This is a genomic window from Paenibacillus sp. P2(2022), from assembly GCF_029522175.1.
Taxonomy (GTDB): Bacteria; Bacillota; Bacilli; order Paenibacillales; family Paenibacillaceae; genus Paenibacillus; species Paenibacillus polymyxa.
Genome location: NZ_JAKWFI010000001.1, coordinates 885,756 through 907,301, shown reverse-complemented (window position 1 = coordinate 907,301; position 21,546 = coordinate 885,756). Strand labels below are relative to the sequence as shown.

The following is a 21,546-nucleotide window of genomic DNA, read 5'->3' as shown; positions in this document are numbered from 1 at the left end:
TGTACAAATTAAAACGCCTAATATGCGTAGCCTTTATAATTAGGAAATGTAGCCCATAAGACGATTCACGATAGTTTCACTGTTTTCTTCCGATCGGCAAATAATCAAAATGGTGTCATCCCCGCTAATCGTACCCATGACCTCAGACCATTCGATATTGTCTAATAAAGCAGCAATCGAGTTAGCTGTTCCTGGTAGGCACTTCATCACAATCAGATTGGTTGTGTAGTCAATATGCAAAAAGTTGTCAACCAATGTACGTTTCAGTTTCTGCGTCGGATTGTAACGCTGGTCTGAAGGCATCGAATATTTATATCTGCCGTCGTCCATTGGAACCTTTATGAGCAGCAGTTCTTTGATATCCCGGGATACAGTGGCCTGGGTGACCTGAAAACCAGCCTCACGCAATGCTTCAACTAGATCATCCTGCGTTTCAATCTCATGTTGTGAAATAATTTCCCTGATTTTAATATGTCGTTGACCCTTCATATAATCCTCCTATGGATTAACCTTCATATTCCTCTTCTTCGAGGTCTTCCACTATTGTAATAAGACGAATACTTTTCTCGTCCGTATCAACGTACAATACCCCCGCACAGCCTGGATAGAGCAGCAAATAAGGCATAAGCCTGTCCCGTAAATCAGGACCGTTCCACTCCATAGGTTTCTTGCGGCGTGACGTTTTGACCATATATGTCGAACCGTTACGTACAGCTACGTAGTCAATAAACAAACGGCTATACACGGTATGTCCATTCACTTTAAAAGCAAGCGGTATTTTCATTTTCCCGCCCACCACCTCATATCCTGCTTCCTCCAGTTGGTCCACAGCAGGTCCTTCGTTCAAATCCTCATTAATCGGTATCGTTTTTAGCACAAGCGGTCCCGGCTCCTTTAACCAGGCACGCAGGCTATAAAAAGCCCATATCCCTAACATCACCCCGATCACAGTGATGATAACCGTATCGTATCGCGTGTCCATGAACCGATCACCTCATGGACATATTCTAGGACATGACGCAAAATTCCTTTTCATCTGTACATCCATTATAGGCGAACGTGAGTTCTACAAGCAATCCCTCACACCAAAAAGAGGTTCTCTTAAGTTCACAGAACTCATGGAGAACCCCTGAATGTCACTTACGCGATGGGCCATTATTAAAAGTCTGACCTGCTTCCTGAACAGTTCGTTCAATCAGTGGACTGTAATCCATCTTCTCCAGCTGCGATTCTGCGGCCGGGAGCCCATCCAAACGCCAATGCGCTAAAAATTCAATATTTCCTTCGCCGCCTGTAATCGGGGAAAAGGCCAAGCCTTGCAACGTAAGTCCAAGCTCATGTGCAAACATCAAGATGGTCTGCAACACTTCTTTATGCGTAGCAGGTTCTCGAACCACGCCAGATTTCCCAACCTTTTCGCGACCAGCTTCGAATTGAGGCTTGATTAGAGCTACAATATCAGCAGGTTGATGCAGCAATGCAAGCAATGGCGGCAAAATAATTCGTAACGAAATAAAAGAAACATCAATACTTGCGAAATTAGGCACAGGACCGCTCAAATCCGCAGGTGTCATATATCTGAAATTCGTTTTCTCCATAACGCATACACGCTCATCATTACGAAGTGACCAATCCAGCTGATTATACCCCACGTCAATGGCATACACGTACTGAGCTCCATGTTGAAGCGCACAATCCGTAAAGCCTCCGGTTGATGAACCGATATCTAGCATCGTCCTGCCCTTCATATCCAGCTCGAATTGACGGATGGCCTTTTCGAGCTTCAACCCTCCACGGCTTACATACGGATGCACCGAACCTTTAACTTTAAGCTCACTGGAACGTGGTACCTTCATTCCCGCTTTCTCGATCCGTTCACTGTCCGCCAACACTAAACCTGCCATGATCGCGGCTTTAGCTTTTTCGCGGCTTTCAAAAAAACCTTGTTCTACAAGCAATACATCAATGCGTTCCTTCGGAACAGACATGTTAATCTCCCTTTAGGCAGCCAGGCTGCTCTTGTCATACTTTTTATAAAATCATGTTGTTTACTTTAAGTTATCCTATACAGATTGCCCCATGCCATATGCTGGCTCAGCGGACCACTTACGCAGCTTTAAGCACACAGCTTCAACGGTAAGTCCCACTTCAGCGCGTTGCTCTTTGATGGAGCCGTGCTCCACAAACAGATCGGGAATCCCCATTAAGCGCACCTGTGCATCTTGTATTTCTTCTTTGGCGTAAAATTCCAGTACAGCACTACCCAAACTTCCTGCTTCAGAAGCTTCTTCCAATACGATCAGCTTCGTATGCTGGCGGGCCAGCTCACGCAACATCTCCTCATCCAAAGGCTTGAGGAAGCGAGCATTCACAACGCCCACTTGCATACCCTCACGTTTCATCGCCTCCGCAGCCTCTGTCGCCACTTGGAGCATCGGTCCTGAAGCGATTACAGCGAAGCCCTCACCTTTACGCAGAAACTCCCAACTGCCGATAGGAATAACCCGCAATTCTTTATCCAACGGCACACCAACCACATTAACACGTGGGTAACGATAAGCAATTGGACCGTCTTCGTAGTCAAGTGCTGTTTTCATCATATGGCGGAGCTCATTTTCATCCTTTGGCATCATAAGCACAAGATTCGGGATATGACGCAAGAATGCTACATCAAACACGCCATGATGAGTTTCACCGTCTGCACCAACAAAACCAGCACGATCAATCGCGAACATCACATTGGCATTATGACGACAAATATCGTGCACAATTTGGTCATATGCACGCTGCATAAAAGTGGAATACACCGCAAATACCGGCTTCATCCCTTCCATTGCTAACGCTGCACACATGGTTGCAGCATGCTGCTCAGCAATGCCGACGTCGATCATACGTGTAGGAAACTCTTTACTAAAAGGTACTAGTCCTGATCCACCAGGCATTGCAGGGGTGACCGCAATGATGCGCTCATCCTGTTCAGCCAGCTCAATCAGCGTTCTACCGAAAATTTCCGTATACATCGGATTGCCTACAGCTTTGAGTACCTGACCTGATTCAATTTTGTATGGACTGATGCCGTGCCACTTGTGTGAATCGGCCTCCGCAGGCTTATAGCCTTTACCCTTGGTGGTTACGACATGCACTAATACAGGGCCAGTCACGTTATCAGCCTGCTGAAAAGTCTCAATTAGCTTGGACAAATCATGTCCGTCCACCGGACCAAGATACGTAAATCCCAGCTCTTCAAACAGCACACCTGGAACCATCATATATTTAAGACTGTCCTTGACGCGGCCAGCCGATTTGGCAAGTTTACCGCCTATAGCGGGTATTTTTTTCAGCAAAACTTCCAGCTCATCCTTTGCCCGCAAATAGTGACGGTCCGAGCGAATTTTGCTCAAATAATTATGCATGGCCCCTACATTCGGGGCGATGGACATTTCATTATCATTCAGAATGACCATTAAATTTTTACGTTCATGACCAATATGGTTTAATGCTTCGAAGGCCATGCCCCCAGTCAACGCGCCGTCCCCGATCATTGCAATAACTTTATTGTCCTCGCCCTTCAAATCACGTGCCAAGGCCATCCCCATTGCAGCCGAAAGGGAAGTGCTGCTATGTCCAGCTTCCCAAACATCATGCTCGCTCTCACTTCTTTTTACAAAACCACAAAGTCCATCACGCTGACGAAGTGTATCAAAACGATCCATTCGCCCTGTCAATATTTTGTGCACGTAGGCTTGGTGCCCAACGTCATAAATCATCTTGTCCTTTGGACTGTTATAGCAATAATGCAGGGCGATCGTGAGCTCAACCACTCCCAGATTCGATGCCAGATGCCCCCCAGTCACGGACAGCTTCTCAATCAAAAAGCTCCTGATTTCCTCGGCTAGAGAAGCCAACTCCTCAACCGACAGTGATTTCAGATCGCCTGGTTGCTTTATGTGTGGAAGCAGCACGCATATCTCCCCGCTTTCCTTCAAGTTTGTGTGTAAAGTTAACAAGTATTATATCACACTTTTGGACTGTGCTTAAACGCAGACAAGTCAAACCAGTTCTAACGCTACTAATGATCACGCTTCATTAGGTAATCCGCTATCTCCAGCAAGCGTGAAGAATCGGGAATACCACCTTCTGCAATCACTTTTTTGGCGGACGCTGTGAGTTCCTCCACTTGCCGCAGAGATGCGTCCATACCGATGAAATACGGATAGGTAACCTTCTCCTGTTCAACATCACTCTGCGTTTTTTTCCCCATTTTGCTTTCATCGCCTACGAGATCCAATATATCGTCCTGAATTTGAAAGGCCAAGCCCAGATCTCGTCCAAAGCGGCGAAGCGCCTCTAGTTGACTCTTGTCTGCCCCACCAATTCGTCCACCTGCCAAGAGTGAGAAAATGATCAAATCAGCCGTTTTATGAAGGTGGATATATTCTAGTTCCTCGATCCCCGTCATTCCCTGCTCGCCCGACATATCTGCGACCTGTCCACCTACCATGCCTCTGGCACCGCTCATTTCGGATAAATCCTCAACTATGGACAATAGCGCATCGGAAGAAACCCCGTGACGACGACCCGCCTGCACGATGCTATAAAATGCATGGGTCAGCAAAGCATCGCCCGCAAGAACAGCAACCGCCTCGCCGTATACCTTATGATTTGTCAGCTTTCCTCGCCGATAATCATCATCATCCATCGCCGGCAAGTCGTCGTGAATGAGGGAATACGTATGTACCATTTCTACCGCACATGCTACTGGCAACGCCGCTTCCCTGCTTCCACCAAATGCTTCCGCAGCGGCGATCACAAGCAGAGGCCGCAGCCGTTTACCGCCTGCGGTCAGTGAATAGTTCATAGATTCTCGAAGAACATCTGGAATGTCCCAATGCGCCGGAAACTGCTCGGTCAATGCAGACGAAACTGCATCCGCCGTCACAGTCAAATATTCCTTGAACGACAGTCTATTCAAGCCCTTCACCGCCGTTTTCATCCAATCCGCCGCCGAAAGGCTTCTTGCGCAAATCTCCATCCTCTTCCACGATCATTTCAATTTTACGTTCGACCTGTTCCAGCTTCTGACTGCAAAGCTGAGACAGCTTCATCCCCCGCTGGAACAAATCAATGGCTTGCTCCAGAGGAACGTCTCCATGCTCCAGTTGTCCGACAATTTCTTCAAGAGCGGCCATGGCCGCTTCAAAATTCAATTCCGCTTCATTCGCCACCGTGCTTCGCGTCCTCCTTCATTCCCCATACTTGACAGTCTAACTGTCCGTCACTCACTTTTATCTTGATAGAATCTCCCGGTTGTACATCTTTGAGCGACTTGATTAGCCGTTTCTCCTGTTCATCGTATACCAAGCTGTAGCCTCGGGCCATGACTTTGAGCGGACTCAGCGCGTCCAGCTGACGAATTCCGGTATGCAGCTGCTGCCGCCCCGTTTTTGTAATCGCACGCATCGCAGACTCCAGCTGACGTTGTGCCATATCCGTCTGCTTGCGCGCCGAACGAATTTGTTCACGCGGATTAAACCGCTCTAGTACCTGACGCATACGCGCGTTTTTCTCTGCGTTTAAGCGTGAACGGTTAGCCGCTGCGCGGATCAGACGCTGATGCAGCATGTCCATCCGCTCTGCATGCTGGAGCATGTAGCGGCGCGGATGCAGCAGCACTGGCGAACGCCGAAGCCTAATCAAGCGTTCACGACTGGCTTCCAACCGCTGCCTAAGGGCATTACGCAACCGCTGCTCCCGCTGAAGCAGCTGATCCCGAAGCTCTCCCTGATGAGGCACAGCCAGCTCAGCTGCTGCGGTCGGCGTCGCTGCGCGTAAGTCAGCCACAAAATCGGCAATGGTAAAATCCGTTTCGTGTCCAACGGCCGAAATCACAGGAATGACCGATGCGTAAATGGCACGCGCAACCGCTTCCTCATTAAACGCCCACAGTTCTTCTAAGGAGCCACCACCCCGTCCGACGATCATCACCTGAACCTCCTGCATACGATTCATGGCTTCAATTGCCTTAACGATCGAGGGGGCAGCACCTTTTCCTTGCACAAGAACTGGATACAACACGATTCCAGCCTGCGGGTATCGCCGTTGAAGTGTAGTGATAATATCACGCACAGCCGCTCCGGTCGGTGACGTAATTACGCCAATGGTTGCAGGGTGAGCAGGGAGATTCCGTTTGCGAGTGGTATCAAACAGCCCTTCTGCATCAAGCTTTTGTTTGAGTTGTTCATATGCCAGATAAAGGCTGCCTATACCGTCAGGCTGCATTTGAGTCGCATAAAATTGATATTGACCATCCCGTTCATACACGGATACGTTTCCCCGGGCGATAACACGCGTACCTTCTTTCGGTACGAAAGGGAGCCGTCTATTATGAGTTGCAAACATAATCGAACGTATGCGGCTCCCCTCATCCTTGAGCGTAAAATACATGTGACCACTCGAATGATGCGTAAAGTTAGAAATTTCCCCGCGTATCCATACATCAGACAGCACCTGATCGGATTCCAGTTTCATCCGGATATAGCGATTCAGGTCCTGTATAGAATAAATACGTTGTTGTTCAGCCACAGGCAGCTGCCTTTATGCCAAACCGTGCGACCGCTTGGCCGCTACGAGCGTATTTTGCATCAGCATTGTAATCGTCATTGGGCCTACTCCGCCGGGAACAGGCGTAATCGGACCGGACACTTGCTTTACGCTCTCAAAATCAACGTCACCCGCCAGCTTTCCGTTCTCCAGACGATTCATTCCCACATCGATAACTACTGCACCCGGCTTTACATACGAAGCATCGATGAAATTGGCTTTGCCGATGGCAACGACCAAAATATCCGCTTGTTTACTGAGCTCGGCAATATTCGCTGTACGAGAGTGACACATCGTAACCGTAGCATTTTCACGCTGCAGCAATAATGATACCGGCTTGCCCACGATATTACTGCGACCAATAACAACTGCATGTTTACCAGCTATTTCTACTCCAGCGCGTTTGATTAACTCAATGACTCCAGCGGGAGTGCAAGGCAATAGGCTATCATCGCCGATGACCAGATTCCCTACGTTTACCGGATGAAATCCGTCAACATCTTTCTCCACTGCAATCGCGTCAATGACAGCTTTTTCCTGAATATGCTTTGGTAATGGCAGTTGCACCAAAATCCCATGGATATTACTTTGATGATTCAGCTTATCCACCAGTTTCAGTAATGCTTCTTGCGAAGTATCTGCCGCCAATCGATGAACCTCAGAGTAATAGCCGAGATCATGACACGCCTTTTCCTTATTTTTAACATACACCTGAGAAGCAGGATCTTCGCCTACCAGTACAACAGCCAGTCCGGGTTGAAAGCTGTGTTCTTTCAAACGAATGACCTCTTGCTGAATGCTTGCCCGAATATCCTGAGAGATTTGTTTACCATCAATGATCGGTGCTGACATGTTTAACCACTCCCCAACCTGATTCAGTAGTCTCTAATTAAAAACGTGCTTTCAATTGCTCCAGCTCTTGTATCACTCGTCCCAGCACACCATTAACAAATTTACCCGATTCCTCGGTACCAAAGTGCTTCGACAACTCAATTGCTTCATTGACTGCTACCTTGGCTGGAACATCCTCGCGGAAAATCATTTCATATACCGCAAGCCTCAAAATTTGACGATCTACACGCGAAAGTCGGCTGATCTGCCAGCCTTTCAGGTAATCCGCCAACAGCCCGTCAATCGCTTCCTTGTGCTCCCATGTGCCACGCACATGCTCCAAAACATACGCTCTTAACACTGCCGCGTTTTTAATTACGACTTCGGCTTCGTTTTCCTCGGCCGCTTCCTGAAGCAGCATGTCCACAGCTGCCGCCGCTTCCACTTCATTCATTTCCATATGGTACATACTCTGTACCGCTAATTCCCTCGCCAGACGTCTTTTCATGCCCTGCCTCCTACGCTTGCCTATATCTATTTTTCATTTTAACCAATTTCCACAAAAAAACCTGTGAACGCATCCTCCAAAACCGTTGGGCGCAAATAAGCTACAGCTGTATTTTGGAGAACACGTATCACAGGGTTCATTTAAAAGGACGCCAACGCTGCGACAACCATTCGCTCCATTCTTTCCAAGGGAAGAATGGACCAAGCGCTGAATCGCTACGTCTTCCTAGCGTATATCCGATGAACACCATCAATGCAAAGAACAACATATTCCAAAAGCCTGCCCACAAGTAAATAAAACCGAAAAAAATACCAGCCGTGATCCCCATGATCCGGCCCTTGTAACTTCCCCATATTTCTTTCCAGGGCATCAGGGAAAATCACCTCTATTCCACACGACTCTTAAAGCTTGGTGACTGAGAAACATTAGCGATGTACACCGACACATTGGATACTGGAATTCCTGTAATCTCTTCCACATGGTCGTGTACCCCCTTTTGTACCTCTGAGGTTAACACCGGAATGGAGCTTTCCCCGTCAACAATCGCCCGAATCGTAATATCAAGTCCCGATTCCAACACACGAACGCGTGCTTTCAGATCCTGCATCCCGCGAAATCGGGAAGCCGCTTTGAGGCACAGGTTTTCGATGGTATCCACCGAAATCTGAATATCACCGTATTCGGTTCGCTGATCAATAGAATGCTGTACGGTTTGGTTCCGTCGAATAGAGATATAAAAAACCCGAAGACTCAATAACAACAGAACTCCTGCAATAATCAAGCTGGTAAACCACACCACTCGCTCATCCTCAATACTTAAAACATACGGAATGGCCCCGCTCAGGAGGAGGATGGCGAGAATGGAGATAATTCCGATACTTAAGCTGTACAAAAACAGCAGAAGTCTGTCCATAACTTTAGCCACGAAACGCACAGCCTCCTTAAATTAGAGTAAACCCTCGACCCATAAGGGTCGGGGGTTTGTACAAAGTATCGCTCTATTTAACCCGTCCGGCGCCCAGCACTTCCGGCTCTTCTACTTTTTCAGCATTTTTGAATTGAACATCGTGAATTTGCACGTTCACTTCTACCACGTTAAGACCTGTCATGTTTTCAATGGAACGCTTAACATTATGCTGAATAGCAGCAGCCACCTCAGGCAGACGGTTACCATACTCAATAATGACGGAGACGTCTACAGCAGCTTCACGCTGTCCGACTTCCACTTTTACACCTTTAGATAAATTTTTGCGGCCTAGCAGTTCGGCAAATCCGCCAGCAAATCCGCCACTCATTCCCGCAACGCCCGGTACCTCAACGGTAGCCAGTCCGGCAATGACTTCAATAACTTCTGGGGCAATTTGAATCTCCCCAATTTCTGTACGTTCGAATTCGGTTGGCACTGTGCTCATACCTTCAACACCTTTCGGTCAAAATAAGTTTCATTCCAGCTTTGGATATCAAAGCAGACATGCTCACTTATTATCCATACTATATCATTTGGCGTTCATTATGACAAACTGAGGAAATATACCGATTAAACTTCGTTTTCCTCCAAAAATTTAATATCAAAATCGCCTTCAATAAAGGTCGGATGCTCTAGCAAGCGCTGGTGAAAAGAAATCGTTGTGGGTATGCCCTCAATAGCAAACTCAGCTAAAGCCCGCTTCATTTTGGCAATCGCCTCCTGCCGTGTAGGCGCCCATACAATCAGCTTGGCAATCATAGAGTCATAATAAGGAGGAATGCTATAACCTGGATAAGCAGCGCTGTCTACCCGCACTCCAGGACCGCCTGGAGGCAGATAAAATCCGATTTTACCCGGTGCAGGCATAAAATTACGATCCGGGTCCTCAGCGTTAATGCGGCATTCGATTGCCCAGCCATTAATCGTGACTTCTTCCTGCGTAAAGGAAAGCGGATGCCCTTCAGCGACCGAAATCATTTCTTTAATCAGGTCTACACCGGTAATCATTTCTGTTACTGGATGTTCCACCTGAATACGTGTGTTCATTTCCATGAAATAGAATTTATTGTCCGGACCAAGCAAAAATTCAAGCGTACCTGCGCCAGAGTATTGAACGGCCAAAGCTGCACGAACAGCTGCCTGTCCCATTTCTTCACGAACATCCTGCGAAAGTACTGGACATGGTGCTTCCTCCAACAACTTCTGACGACGACGCTGAACAGAGCAGTCCCGTTCACCCAAGTAGGCAACATTACCATGCTTGTCCGCTATGATCTGTATTTCCACGTGTTTCATACCAGTCAGATATTTTTCCAGATACACGCCCGCATTACCAAAGGCCTTCTGCGCTTCCTGCTGAGCAGTCGTGATTTGCTGGATAAGATTATCCTCATCTTCAGCGATACGAATACCTTTACCACCACCACCTGCTGTGGCCTTGATAATGACCGGATATCCGATATCACGTGCGATACTGATTGCATCCTGTACATCCTCAACCAGTCCGTCTGAACCTGGAATAACCGGAACCCCGGCATCCTTCATGGTCTGCTTGGCTACAGCCTTATCTCCCATTTTGTTAATTGCTTCAGGAGAAGGTCCAATAAACGTAATATTGCATGATTCGCAAATTTCAGCGAAGTCTGCATTTTCCGCCAAAAATCCATAACCTGGATGAATGGCATCACATTCAGTCAATGTAGCAACACTCATCAGGTTCGTAAAATTAAGATAGCTGTCCTTAGACAACGTCGGTCCGATACAGTAAGCCTCATCTGCGAGACGCACATGTAACGAATCCTTGTCAGCTTCCGAATAGACGGCAACTGTCGAAATATTCATTTCGCGGCAAGCGCGAATGATACGAACTGCAATTTCTCCACGGTTCGCGATTAATACTTTTTGAAATGTCATGACTTTATCCTCCCTGGGAGCAGTCTTGCCGAACCCTCAAAAAGGGGTCAAACAAGCTTTTTACTCCGGTTTCACAAGGAACAATGGCTGGCCATACTCAACCAACTGTCCGTTTTCGGCCAAAATTTCCACAATTTCGCCCTTCACTTCAGCTTCCAACTCGTTCATCAACTTCATCGCTTCAATGATACATACCGTTGTTTTATCGCCTACTTTACTGCCGATACTCACATACGGAGCCGTATCCGGGGATGAAGAACTATAGAAAGTGCCTACCATCGGAGATACGATTTTATGTAGATTGCTTGCATATTCCTTCGGTTCCCCAGCAGTTGCATGTCCAACATCGGACTGTACTTGTGGATTCGGAATTGCAGCTTGTGGCGCCACTGTATAAGCAGGTGCTGTTACAGGAGCCTGTACCGTAACGATCTCGCTTTTACCCGGTTTACGGATCATGAGGCGAGTTCCTTCATTTTCAATTTCAAGCTCATGCACAGACGTTTCATCCACCAGCTTGATCAATTCCTTAATCTCGCTTAATTTAAACATCTCTATTAATCACTCCTTCAGCATTTTGCCGGTTGCTGATAACATTTTTGAAACAGCTTTATGTATTATATCACAATCATTAAAAATAGAAAGAGCCCGGGATTGTGCAGAAATCCGGGCTTTTTCGCGTTTTTTGTCTTATTGTGTAACATACTGGACACTGATCTTGTCCTGCGTTACGTTTAATTCCTTCATGACTTTATCGACAATCGTTACCGCTTGCTTAGCATCCAACTTTTCACTCAGAACCACTACTTTGTATTTATCAGCATCTTCCTCGCGGACGACTGCATTGGCGAATTGCTGCTGCAGTTCTTCTTCGATACCGGTAATTTTGGCCTGTTTATCTTCAAGTACATGCAATTCCTTTTGTGCCTCTGCAGCTTTCTGCGGTGTACTATCATTCATTGCCGTAGTCAGCTCGTCATTTTTCTTTTGATTTTCCACATCCCGCTCCAGTAAATAGTTGTCAATCACAGCTGCCGCTGTTGGTTGGGCTGCTTGTTCGTTTGCTACTTGATCAAGTACCTGCTTGTCGGTTTTGGCGCTAGAAGCTGCTTTGTCATCACTTTTAGCTGTCGTGCCTGTCTTAGCTGTAGTTGTGTTTTGATTGGATGCAGTCGATTCAGTAGCAGGGGGGGCGGCGGCTGTGTCTTTATCACCTTTTGATGGTTCTGTTGCTGGATCAGTTGTAGAAGCTGTGTCCTTTGTGGAAGTCTCTGCCGTTCCGTCAGTTACTTCTCCATTGGTTACTACTTCATTTACTTTCAGTTCGTTCATTTGTTCTTCTGCCTTTGTCGTTGCTTCCTGTGCAGCATCCTGTTTAACCTTGCTCACCTGCTCGCTGTCCGCTACTGGCGGATTCGCCGGACTTGAGTCCTCCGTAAACAAATAATATGCAGACAGTACCACCATTAAACTCAGCATGGACACCAGCCAAACGGTTTGTCTTTTATTATTCATGTTCTGTCCTCCATATTCATAAGTGGTTTGCAATATTAACTTCTTTGTTCCCCAATTCCATATTATCCCTGCTTACGCGGAACGACTGATATTTTGTATGAAGGTACGTTTAGTCCCTTCTGCACAGCATCCACAATGAGCTGCTTCACCGTAGGGTTTTCTGCCCCCATAGCCACAACAAGCACTCCCCTTACCTGTGGTTTTACTTTTTTGGTAACAATCGGGGTGTGCTGACCGCCCGATGATTCATAGGTGACAATCTCACCATCGCGTGTATATTGAGTAGTGTGCCTTTGTCCACCATTGGCGTCCGACTCGTTATTTTCTTCCTGCATGTCTTTCACATTCCGTTGAACGATCACTTCTTCGGTAGAATCTACCGTAACCATGACATCGACGGTTCCTACGCCAACAATCTGCTCCAGCATCTGTTTCATATTGTCCTCAAAAGCCTTCTCGATTCCGGCAAAGGAACTGTCCTCACCTACCGTTGTTTCTAACGCAGGCTCATTTTTCATTACGCCAGGCGGTTCTCTCCCTACGTTTTCCGGGTCGACTTTTTTCACATTAACGAATGAATTAAAGAGCATAATCGCTACACCGATAAGGCCAAGAATAAGTAGCCAACGAAATGAATTGAACCTTTTCGCTCCGTCCCCCCCTCCACCCATCCATTGCTCCAGCTTTTTCCTCCATTTGCCCATTTCGGTTCACCTCCTGTTACCATTCATGTGTTCCATCCTGCGAATTAATCACCTGAACATGTGTGCTGTCGATCCCCCATTTTTCACGTAGAATTCCTGTGATTAAACCAAAAGCTTTCTGATCCGCAGATTTGCCATTCTCTGTGGTTTCGTCAGGACTACGATCATCTTCTCGCGTTCCTTCATTATGATTAGAGGGTTTTGACTGTGTCGGCTCCACACGAATATTCACTGTCTTTTCAGCTACAGGCTCCACCATAATCGGCTTGACATCTGTACCCAGCGGGATGTTTGTGTTTTCTTCTTTTTCTGCCTTCTGCTCCGCCAATTTAACCACTACTGACTGAACACCCGTTCCTGCCTCTAGCCCCGATTCTTTCTGCTGAATCTGCGTAAGGGTCACCTGGACCGACTGAATTGCTAACCCAGTGTACTGCTCCAATTGCCCTTTCATTTCCTTAGCTACCTCTTTGCCTGCCCATTGCATGGAGCTTTGTTCCTGCTGTTGCTTTAGCTGTTTGCCTTTGGCTAAGATCTCTTCCAATGTCGGTTCCCTATTACCTGTCTCTGCCTGGCGTTGCAGATCCAATGCGCGCCCCAGAACCTCTGAGGGACTGCTGCTCAGCAAGCGCACAATCGGAGACAGCAATGTCAGCAATACAAGCAGGCTGAGTACGAGTTTGACATACCTTTCCATAGATCGGCTCGGTAAGATCATATCGACAAAAGAAGCCAGCAGCACGATTAGCACTAGTTCCTTGAGCCAGCCTCCCAGCCAGGTCACGTCACTCGCCTCCCTCTCGTTGGATTATGTGCATGTATTCACCTCATCATGACCGTCATGTTACCTGCTGCGAGCATGACGGTAATCGCAAGGAAGGACATTAATCCCACTGCCGCCAGTGCCGCAAAAACATAAATCATACTCTTGCCGATGGCATCCAAACATTCCACAATAGGCGTATCTCCCAAAGGCTGCATGATTGCTGCGGTCACTTTATAAATGAGGGCTAGTGTCAGAATTTTGAGAGCAGGAAAAGCACACAGGAACAAAATAATGATGACTCCCACAAGGCCGATGGCATTTTTAACGAGCAGTGATGCCGAAATGACCGTATCCGTCGCATCTGCCAGCGCCTTGCCTACCACCGGAACAAAGCTACCTGTAATATATTTAGCTGTACGGATTGTTAATCCGTCAGTAACCGAAGAGGTTAATCCCTGTACCGAAATGACTCCTAGAAAAATAGTCAGAAGCACTCCCAGCACGGCAACACCCGCGTTCCGCAGTAGATCAGCTAACTGGGTCAGCTTGTATTTGCCCGTGAGCGAGTTGACCAAGTACAGCACAGCCGAGAAGAACAGCAGCGGGAAAACAAGCGTATGAATAACTGTTCCGACCGTGTTGATCATAAATACAATCAGCGGGTGGGTCACCGAAACGGTGACAACGTTACCCATCGAGGCCAACATGGTAAACAGCAAGGGCAACATCGCCATCATGAAATGAATCATGCTGTCAATTGCTTCTTTGGCATAACCAATCGCTACACTAAAGCTATTAATCGCCAAAATGATAATGACCATGTACACGATAGCGTAGGCAACTTTGCTGACCTGCTTGCTTTCAAAAGCGCTTTGCAGCGTTTCCAGCACCATACTCATAATGCTGAGCATGACGATGGTGACGAGCAGCTTGGCATTCACCCGGATTTCATGGATGAAAAAATCAGCTATGGCCATCAACACACCTTTTATACTGAATCCTTCACCACCCGGAAGCAGCATGTCCATGAAAGAAGGCGTTTTCTGGTCAGGGAAAAATCCGCCGTATTGCTTCATGAGTCCGTCCCAATAATGTTCAACATCATCTTTGGGCATTTGCTCCGCCTGTTGTCTGATCCATTCGTTTGTAGGTGTATCTGCGAAGAGGACCGCAGCCGAGGCGCACCAGAGACATAGCAGCAAAATCACAATAACTTTGAGATTCGGCATGCCCCCCAGCCTTTTCATGGCATCACCCCCTCAGGCGGGCATCAGCTTCAGAATGGTATCAATAATAATGCTGATAATCGGGATTGCGAGTACCATGATGAGTACCTTTCCAGTAAGCTCTATTTTGGAAGCTATACCGTCTTGCCCCGCATCCCGTACGATTTGTGCTCCAAATTCAGCAATATAAGCGATACCGATTATTTTTAATACGGTTTTAAAATAAATCATGTCCATCCCTGAAGACCTGGCCAGTCGCTCCAGCACGGCAACCACAGATCCGATCTTGCCAATCAGCAGCAAAAAAATGACGATTCCCGCAGCTGTTGCAATCAAAAAGGCAAACATCGGCTTCTGTTCCTTGATAACTAAGATGAGGACTGTGGCAACGAGGGCGAAGCCCACCACTTGAATGATTTCCATGTGTTCACCTACTGAAAAAGAAAAATAGATTTGATCTCTTGCAGAAGGTTATCCAGCATTCGCACCACCATGAACAGTACGACAACGAAACCGATGACCGTCACCCAGTGTGCCATGTCTTCCTTGCCCATTTGCTTTAGTACGGTATGAATCATAGCGATAATAATGCCAATTCCGGCAATCTGGAAAATTGCGTTCACTTCTAAATTCATTCGAGCACCCCGCTAATAGATCAAAATGACGATCAATGCTCCGATCAGCAGTCCCAGGCTTCTGCTCATACGCTCGTATCTCACCTGATCTGCCTGCGCCTGCGCTTCTTCATGGGATAACTGCTGGATGGTCAGCGCAATGTGCTTGATCTGGTCTTCACGGTCGCTGGTTCCAAGGCTGTAAGCAAGCTGACGCATCGCTTCCTTCTCGGCCTGCTTCATAGAGGAACGGCTCCACGAGACTTCAATCGCTTTATGCAAGCTTTCTCTGGCGGTCAGGCCAAAAGAGGGGTGCATCCAGCGTGAGGCTTGCTGAAACAGAGAGCGCAGCGGCTCTCGCAAGGGCTCTCCAGTCTTGGCGAAAGCATCTGGTAACGGAGACACCCCGTAAGAAACCTCGGTGGTCAGTCTTTGCAGTGCGAGAATTAACTCTCTGATTTGCCGCGGCCTCATGGCAAATTGTCTTGCCCGCTGCCAGCCTGCCAGTGTGGTGGCTAGTATAACCAAGACAGCTCCCAGCAGCTTAAGCATAGGAGATGCCCCCGTTCTGCCCTTCCCCAGGCAGTGTCAGCCTGCGCTGCTTGGCATCTGCCAGCCGAAAAGAGACGCCCCGGCTCGTCCGCTCCAGCATGACATAGAGCTGGAACAGCTCCTGTCCTGTAGCTAATCCGGCAAAGGCAGATCGGCTCGCCATTTCAGCCACATCACGACCATGTGCGGAAGCAATGACTGCGATGCCTGCATGAAGCGCTTCACGTACCGCTTCCGCATCTTCTGGCCGCCCGATTTCATCCACAATCAGGACATCTGGTGACATCGAGCGAATCATCATCATCATACCCTCCGCTTTCGGACATCCGTCCAATACATCGGTGCGAGGTCCGACATCAAAGCCGGGGATGCCCTTATGACTACCGGCGATCTCAGAACGTTCATCTATAATGCCCACCTTAAGTCCATTTCGTCGCCCTCCGTTGCTTTGCATCCCTCCGTAACTCAGTTGTCGAGCCAAGTCCCTAAGCAACGTCGTCTTGCCATGCTGAGGCGGTGACAAGATGAGCGTATGCCGTATCGTCCCGGATTTTCGATCCGCTACATAAGGTAATATCCGATCAGCTATGCCAGGAATGGCCCGAGCAATTCGTACATTAAAGCTGCTTATATCCCTCAAATGCTCTACTCGCCCTCGGTTAAGCACAGTTCTCCCTGCCAAGCCAACACGATGACCGCCAGGGATGGTAATAAACCCTTTGCGAAGCTCCTCTTCCATGGTGTACAGGGAATGATTACTGATAAAATCCAGCAATCGGTGGGCATCCTCGCGGTTAGGCTTATAGGCTTCAACAGGATTCAAAGTCAGCCGACCAGCAGTCGTTACAAAATGATGATCACCATTCGCATTAACTTCCAGCGGCCTTCCTTCCCGGACCCGAATTTCTTCCAGTTGCTTAAATACCGTTTCTGGAAGCCTTCCGAGTATACCGTGCAACGGTTCCGGAAATAACTCCAGCCATTCCATACCAGTGCCGCCTCCTCACAGTTGTCCTTTTTCTTTAAGACAAGTCTATGGCTGACTCTCGCTTTTTATGCCGAAAATATATTGAAAATCCAGTCGAACCTTTGATCACTCCTATCCATGCTCAGCGGACCTTTCCCCGCTCATTCAAGCACCTTTCCCTGCTTTGTATAATAAAAAAAGGCTCCCTCGAAGCCTTGGTGGCTAAGGGATACCCTTAAATAAAAAAGCTAGATTTACAGCAAAAAGAGGCTGTTCCACAGTCTGTCTCTCACTGATGAAACAACCTCTTAACCTACTGCTGTATTCTATGATTTATCAATCTATAAATAGGGAACGTATAATTTATCGACCTTTCCCCGTCATAGCATTTCTCTATATCAATTGATGTTATTAACGACGGTCTTTAGGGCCGCCTACAAACGCTTGCTCCTCGGTATCCAGATTATAAGCTGTATGCAACGCTTGGATAACCTCATGAAGCTTTCCAGCTTCAATTACACACGATACCTTGATTTCGGATGTGCTTACCATTTTAATGCTAACGCCTTGCTCGGCCAGCACGGCAAACATTTGTGCTGCAACACCCGGGTGGCTAACCATTCCTGCACCTACAATGGAGACCTTCACCAAATTTTCCTCAGACGTTACTTCACGGTATGGAAGCTCCCCGCGAATACCTTCCAGCGTCTTAAGTGCAGCTTCACGATCCGTTAGAGCTACCGTAAAGGAGAAATCTGCTTTTCCTGCCTCAACCCCGCTCTGTACAATAATGTCTACATCAATTTTGGCTGCTGCCAGTGTTCCGAAAACTTTTGCCAGTACACCAGGGATATCTGCAACGCCCAAAATACTGATTCTTGCTACATTTTTATCATATGCAATTCCACTGACTACAACGCCTTGCTCCATTACTGCATCCTCCTTTACGACTGTTCCTTCATTATGGTTAAAACTGGACCGCACAATCAACGGTACCCGGTTATGTTTGGCATACTCTACCGCACGGGGATGTAAAACAGCCGCACCTAAATTGGCTAATTCCAGCATCTCATCATAAGAAATTTCTTTTAGCTTACGTGCCACCTTCACAATCCGTGGATCTGTTGAATATATGCCGTCCACATCCGTGTAAATTTCACAGGCATCCGCTTGAATTGCCGCCGCCAGCGCAACGGCCGTCGTATCAGAACCACCACGTCCCAGCGTCGTAATATCTCCATCTGCAGACATCCCCTGGAAACCAGCTACAACAACAATCTTGTTGCTGCTCAGTGCATCCAGCACACGCTGAGGTTGAATATCCGTAATCCGTGCCCGACCAAAGTCAGATTCAGTACGGAAGCCTGCCTGCCATCCCGTAAACGATACCGCTTCATGACCCAGTTGCTGAATAGCCATCGACAACAATGCGATTGAAATTTGCTCGCCTGTCGTCATCAACATATCCAGCTCACGTGCAGGCAACTGCTCATTTAATAATTTGGCCTGGTCAATCAATTCGTCTGTTGTGTCTCCCATTGCGGAAACGACCACTACACATTGATGCCCTTCACTCTGTTTCTCAACGACGCGTTTTGCCACGCGTTTCATGCGCTCCGTGTCACCGACGGAACTGCCTCCGAATTTCATGACATACAAAGACAACGATATTCACTCCCTCAGACTCAACAGTATGTAACCTTGAGATGGCACCAAACGATTTGAACGTGACATCCTGCGGCATAACTTTAGTACAGTATAATACGAAAGTGCTGTGTGGAGCCAATGTTTTTTAATATTCGTACATATAAAAATATCCTCTGCCCTTAATAAGGACAGAGGATACCTGAAAATGTAAATTCTATGCGCGAGACATGTATTTGCCGTCACGAGTATCAATTAACAATACGTCATCTTGGTTAATAAACAGAGGAACTTGAACATTCAAGCCTGTTTCCAGTTTGGCATTTTTGGTTGCACCTGTAGCTGTATTCCCTTTAATACCTGGTTCTGTTTCAATTACTTTGAGTTCCACGCTGGTAGGCAGGTTGATACCCAGGATTTCTCCGTTGTAGCTTATGATATTTACATTCATGTTTTCTTTCAGGAAGTTAAGCTCCCATTTCAGCTGATCGCTGGACAATGTAAATTGATCATATGTTTCGTTGTCCATGAATGTATGATCGTCTGCACTAGCATACAGATAAGATACACCACGATTTTCGATTTGCGCCCGGCCGATTGTTTCACCCGCACGGAATGTACGTTCAACCGTATTACCATTACGCAGGTTTTTCAATTTGGAGCGTACGAATGCTGCGCCTTTACCTGGTTTTACGTGTTGAAAATCCAGAACTGTAAAAATATCTCCGTCTACCTCGACGGTCAAACCTGTTTTAAAATCATTAACGTTAATCACTAAAATACCCCTCCTACAGGACTGTTATCGTTATTAAACGACTGTAAATTCTTTGCTCGAATGCGTTAATACTTTGATGCCGTTATCTGTAATAACGATATCATCCTCGATCCGTACACCGCCCAATCCAGGCACATAGATACCTGGTTCGACCGTTACAACCATGCCCGGCTCCAGAATATCATCACTTGCCTTCGACAGACGTGTAGATTCATGCACTTCAAGACCCAGACCATGACCTGTACTGTGTCCGAAATTGTCTCCATACCCATGGCTAGCAATAATATCCCGGGTCAGCGCATCCGCTTCACGGCCTGTCATGCCCGGCTTAATATGTTCGAGTGCGTGAAGTTGCGCCTTAAGTACAATATCGTAGATCTCGCGCAACTGAGGCGCCAAATCCCCTTGTGTAGCCACTGTACGGGTCAAATCGGAGCAGTAGCCATCCAGCAACGCACCAAAATCAAACGTAATCAGCTCACCTGCTTGTACTAACTTTGCACTAGCTACTCCATGAGGCAATGCCGAACGAACTCCGGATGCCACAATCGTGTCAAATGAAGAAGAAGTAGCTCCCTGCTTGCGCATGAAGAATTCCATTTCCAGATCCAGCTCACGCTCGCTGACTCCTGGTTTGATGTAAGGTAAAATGTGTGCAAATGTAGCATCTGCCAAATCCGCTGCCCGTTGCATCACTTCGAGCTCTTCCGCATCCTTGTACACCCGCAGCTTTTCCACAATGCCCGATACCGGAACCAGCTTAATAGGTGACAGATCTTCGCTATAAGCTTTATGTGTCGCAACAGTTACATCATCCTGCTCAAAGCCTGTTTCGCTAATCTGATGGGAAGACAGCAATTCTCTTACTGTTTCCATGACCTGCGCAGCGTGCTGCACTACCGTAAAGCCTTGGGCTTGTTCGGTCGCTTGTGTCATATAACGAAAGTCAGTCAGCAAATAGCTATGGGATTCTGTAATCAGCACATAGCCCGCTGAACCTGTGAAGCCTGTCAAATATCGACGATTGACAGGGCTAGTAATCAGCATAGCCCGCAGGTTATGCTCGCCCAGCGCCTGCCGCAACTTTAGCACCCGGTCATTCTTCATCTTCATTCCGCTCCCCTCTGTCAAATAACCAAATGCTATTTTAACACAGGGGATAGGCGCTTGAGAAGTTTTTGTTACGTTCTGTCCCCAGCCTTCTCAGGCTCGCGCATTCTTTCATCCGTATACTCGACAGCAACGGTATATCCGATAAATAGTCCCCACAGTATAAATACGCAAACTTCCGTATATATGGAATTCCATGTTAATCGATAAGGAGGGTTCATCATCCCTAACTTAGGGCCTGTTAACACAAATAAAATAACCCACCAAATCAGACCGTATATAATACCGGGGATTGGGCCATTAAACCTGCGCAAAATCAGGGTGTACACCAATGACGCTACCACGGACAATCCAATAAAAAACAGCAACCCCACCAAATGCCCTGCCATGGTGTTCATGAACGAATGCTTGAAAAACGGCTCTGCCAGAAAGCCAGGCGCCACTACTGTAAAGTGCAGCGTATAAAACAGCCAGCGCAGCAACCCCCAGAGCAAACCCGCAAAAAAACCCAGCTCAAGTGCAAAGGGAATGAGCGGTGTATGTAATTTGCCTGACTGTTGTCTGCCTCTGTTACTGTTGTCATTATGATTACGTTGATTTTGAGATTCACGGGACTGTTCCTGATCACGACCTATTTTCGGTATAGAGTAAGTTTCACTCATGTGGTTGGATCTCCTTTCAAAATGAATAAATTTTCTCATGGTGAGGACTCATTGTTATAAGGAAAAGCATGTGTACTTCCACCAAATTCGTGCCTATCCATTTTGAGAGGTAGTATGCTCCAATGGGGGGCAGTTTAACAATGAAGTTGAAGAGTAGATTTAATAATCTTTGCATTGACAAAATTTCAATC

General features: G+C 47.2%; 26 protein-coding genes. All 26 read right to left on the bottom strand.

The features are described from left to right. Positions 1-39 precede the first annotated feature (39 nt). The 26 genes from ahrC to MMB75_RS03725 all read right to left on the bottom strand — a co-directional run bounded on the left by ahrC (position 40) and on the right by MMB75_RS03725 (position 21,355). Entirely contained in the window at positions 40-489 is a 450-nt protein-coding gene (gene ahrC, locus MMB75_RS03850) for a transcriptional regulator AhrC/ArgR (RefSeq protein WP_013371768.1), read from the bottom strand. A 16-nt stretch (positions 490-505) separates the two neighbouring features. Continuing rightward, a complete protein-coding gene (locus MMB75_RS03845) occupies positions 506-982 on the bottom strand; it encodes a hypothetical protein (RefSeq protein WP_045244448.1) in 477 nt (158 codons plus the stop codon). Positions 983-1,136: 154 nt separating this feature from the next. Then, entirely contained in the window at positions 1,137-1,988 is an 852-nt protein-coding gene (locus MMB75_RS03840; RefSeq protein WP_016822283.1) for a TlyA family RNA methyltransferase, read from the bottom strand. 75 nt (positions 1,989-2,063) lie between these two features. Beyond that, positions 2,064-3,962, bottom strand: coding sequence for a 1-deoxy-D-xylulose-5-phosphate synthase (gene dxs / locus MMB75_RS03835; protein ID WP_031461695.1), 1,899 nt, complete (start codon positions 3,960-3,962; stop codon positions 2,064-2,066). A gap of 107 nt (positions 3,963-4,069) precedes the next feature. Next, positions 4,070-4,993 (bottom strand): polyprenyl synthetase family protein, encoded by a 924-nt coding sequence (locus MMB75_RS03830; protein ID WP_016822285.1) that lies wholly within the window; start codon positions 4,991-4,993, stop codon positions 4,070-4,072. Next, positions 4,965-5,225 (bottom strand): exodeoxyribonuclease VII small subunit, encoded by a 261-nt coding sequence (gene xseB / locus MMB75_RS03825; RefSeq protein ID WP_013371773.1) that lies wholly within the window; start codon positions 5,223-5,225, stop codon positions 4,965-4,967. The genes MMB75_RS03830 and xseB overlap by 29 nt, the downstream gene beginning before the upstream one ends. After that, the gene (gene xseA, locus MMB75_RS03820; RefSeq protein ID WP_044785404.1) at positions 5,215-6,528 is read right to left on the bottom strand and encodes an exodeoxyribonuclease VII large subunit; all 1,314 of its coding nucleotides are present in this window, start codon (positions 6,526-6,528) and stop codon (positions 5,215-5,217) included. The genes xseB and xseA overlap by 11 nt, the downstream gene beginning before the upstream one ends. Before the next feature lie 66 nt (positions 6,529-6,594). Beyond that, on the bottom strand, positions 6,595-7,452 hold the full coding sequence (folD, locus tag MMB75_RS03815) for a bifunctional methylenetetrahydrofolate dehydrogenase/methenyltetrahydrofolate cyclohydrolase FolD (RefSeq protein ID WP_016822287.1): 858 nt from the start codon (positions 7,450-7,452) through the stop codon (positions 6,595-6,597). Between the two features lie 37 nt (positions 7,453-7,489). Further along, complete coding sequence (gene nusB, locus MMB75_RS03810) at positions 7,490-7,939, bottom strand: transcription antitermination factor NusB (RefSeq protein ID WP_019687905.1); 450 nt, start codon at positions 7,937-7,939, stop codon at positions 7,490-7,492. A gap of 136 nt (positions 7,940-8,075) precedes the next feature. Beyond that, positions 8,076-8,309 carry a DUF2273 domain-containing protein gene (locus tag MMB75_RS03805; RefSeq protein ID WP_016822290.1) on the bottom strand — a complete coding sequence of 78 codons (234 nt, stop codon included), beginning with the start codon at positions 8,307-8,309 and terminating at the stop codon, positions 8,076-8,078. A gap of 15 nt (positions 8,310-8,324) precedes the next feature. Next, on the bottom strand, positions 8,325-8,864 hold the full coding sequence (gene amaP / locus MMB75_RS03800) for an alkaline shock response membrane anchor protein AmaP (RefSeq protein ID WP_013371778.1): 540 nt from the start codon (positions 8,862-8,864) through the stop codon (positions 8,325-8,327). 73 nt (positions 8,865-8,937) lie between these two features. Further along, complete coding sequence (locus MMB75_RS03795; RefSeq protein ID WP_013310820.1) at positions 8,938-9,351, bottom strand: Asp23/Gls24 family envelope stress response protein; 414 nt, start codon at positions 9,349-9,351, stop codon at positions 8,938-8,940. A 125-nt stretch (positions 9,352-9,476) separates the two neighbouring features. Then, on the bottom strand, positions 9,477-10,820 hold the full coding sequence (accC, locus tag MMB75_RS03790) for an acetyl-CoA carboxylase biotin carboxylase subunit (protein ID WP_013371779.1): 1,344 nt from the start codon (positions 10,818-10,820) through the stop codon (positions 9,477-9,479). 60 nt (positions 10,821-10,880) lie between these two features. Beyond that, on the bottom strand, positions 10,881-11,372 hold the full coding sequence (accB, locus tag MMB75_RS03785; protein ID WP_016822291.1) for an acetyl-CoA carboxylase biotin carboxyl carrier protein: 492 nt from the start codon (positions 11,370-11,372) through the stop codon (positions 10,881-10,883). Positions 11,373-11,510: 138 nt separating this feature from the next. Further along, positions 11,511-12,335 carry a SpoIIIAH-like family protein gene (locus MMB75_RS03780; protein ID WP_045244447.1) on the bottom strand — a complete coding sequence of 275 codons (825 nt, stop codon included), beginning with the start codon at positions 12,333-12,335 and terminating at the stop codon, positions 11,511-11,513. Between the two features lie 62 nt (positions 12,336-12,397). Then, positions 12,398-13,039 carry a stage III sporulation protein AG gene (gene spoIIIAG, locus MMB75_RS03775; RefSeq protein ID WP_016822293.1) on the bottom strand — a complete coding sequence of 214 codons (642 nt, stop codon included), beginning with the start codon at positions 13,037-13,039 and terminating at the stop codon, positions 12,398-12,400. Between the two features lie 16 nt (positions 13,040-13,055). Beyond that, positions 13,056-13,823, bottom strand: coding sequence for a stage III sporulation protein AF (gene spoIIIAF / locus MMB75_RS03770; protein WP_044785233.1), 768 nt, complete (start codon positions 13,821-13,823; stop codon positions 13,056-13,058). Positions 13,824-13,861: 38 nt separating this feature from the next. Further along, positions 13,862-15,052: a stage III sporulation protein AE gene (gene spoIIIAE, locus MMB75_RS03765; RefSeq protein WP_017427498.1), complete on the bottom strand. Its 1,191-nt coding sequence runs from the start codon at positions 15,050-15,052 to the stop codon at positions 13,862-13,864. Between the two features lie 12 nt (positions 15,053-15,064). After that, a complete protein-coding gene (spoIIIAD, locus tag MMB75_RS03760) occupies positions 15,065-15,454 on the bottom strand; it encodes a stage III sporulation protein AD (RefSeq protein WP_013371785.1) in 390 nt (129 codons plus the stop codon). Positions 15,455-15,462: 8 nt separating this feature from the next. Beyond that, the gene (gene spoIIIAC / locus MMB75_RS03755) at positions 15,463-15,666 is read right to left on the bottom strand and encodes a stage III sporulation protein AC (RefSeq protein ID WP_010345636.1); all 204 of its coding nucleotides are present in this window, start codon (positions 15,664-15,666) and stop codon (positions 15,463-15,465) included. A gap of 12 nt (positions 15,667-15,678) precedes the next feature. Next, positions 15,679-16,197: a stage III sporulation protein SpoIIIAB gene (spoIIIAB, locus tag MMB75_RS03750; RefSeq protein WP_013371786.1), complete on the bottom strand. Its 519-nt coding sequence runs from the start codon at positions 16,195-16,197 to the stop codon at positions 15,679-15,681. Next, entirely contained in the window at positions 16,190-17,185 is a 996-nt protein-coding gene (spoIIIAA, locus tag MMB75_RS03745) for a stage III sporulation protein AA (protein ID WP_016822297.1), read from the bottom strand. The genes spoIIIAB and spoIIIAA overlap by 8 nt, the downstream gene beginning before the upstream one ends. Before the next feature lie 390 nt (positions 17,186-17,575). After that, complete coding sequence (locus MMB75_RS03740; protein WP_013371788.1) at positions 17,576-18,829, bottom strand: aspartate kinase; 1,254 nt, start codon at positions 18,827-18,829, stop codon at positions 17,576-17,578. A gap of 196 nt (positions 18,830-19,025) precedes the next feature. After that, positions 19,026-19,583, bottom strand: coding sequence for an elongation factor P (gene efp / locus MMB75_RS03735; RefSeq protein WP_013371789.1), 558 nt, complete (start codon positions 19,581-19,583; stop codon positions 19,026-19,028). Positions 19,584-19,616: 33 nt separating this feature from the next. Then, positions 19,617-20,690 carry a M24 family metallopeptidase gene (locus tag MMB75_RS03730; RefSeq protein WP_039269268.1) on the bottom strand — a complete coding sequence of 358 codons (1,074 nt, stop codon included), beginning with the start codon at positions 20,688-20,690 and terminating at the stop codon, positions 19,617-19,619. A 74-nt stretch (positions 20,691-20,764) separates the two neighbouring features. After that, entirely contained in the window at positions 20,765-21,355 is a 591-nt protein-coding gene (locus MMB75_RS03725; RefSeq protein ID WP_045244446.1) for a YqhR family membrane protein, read from the bottom strand. Positions 21,356-21,546 lie beyond the last annotated feature (191 nt).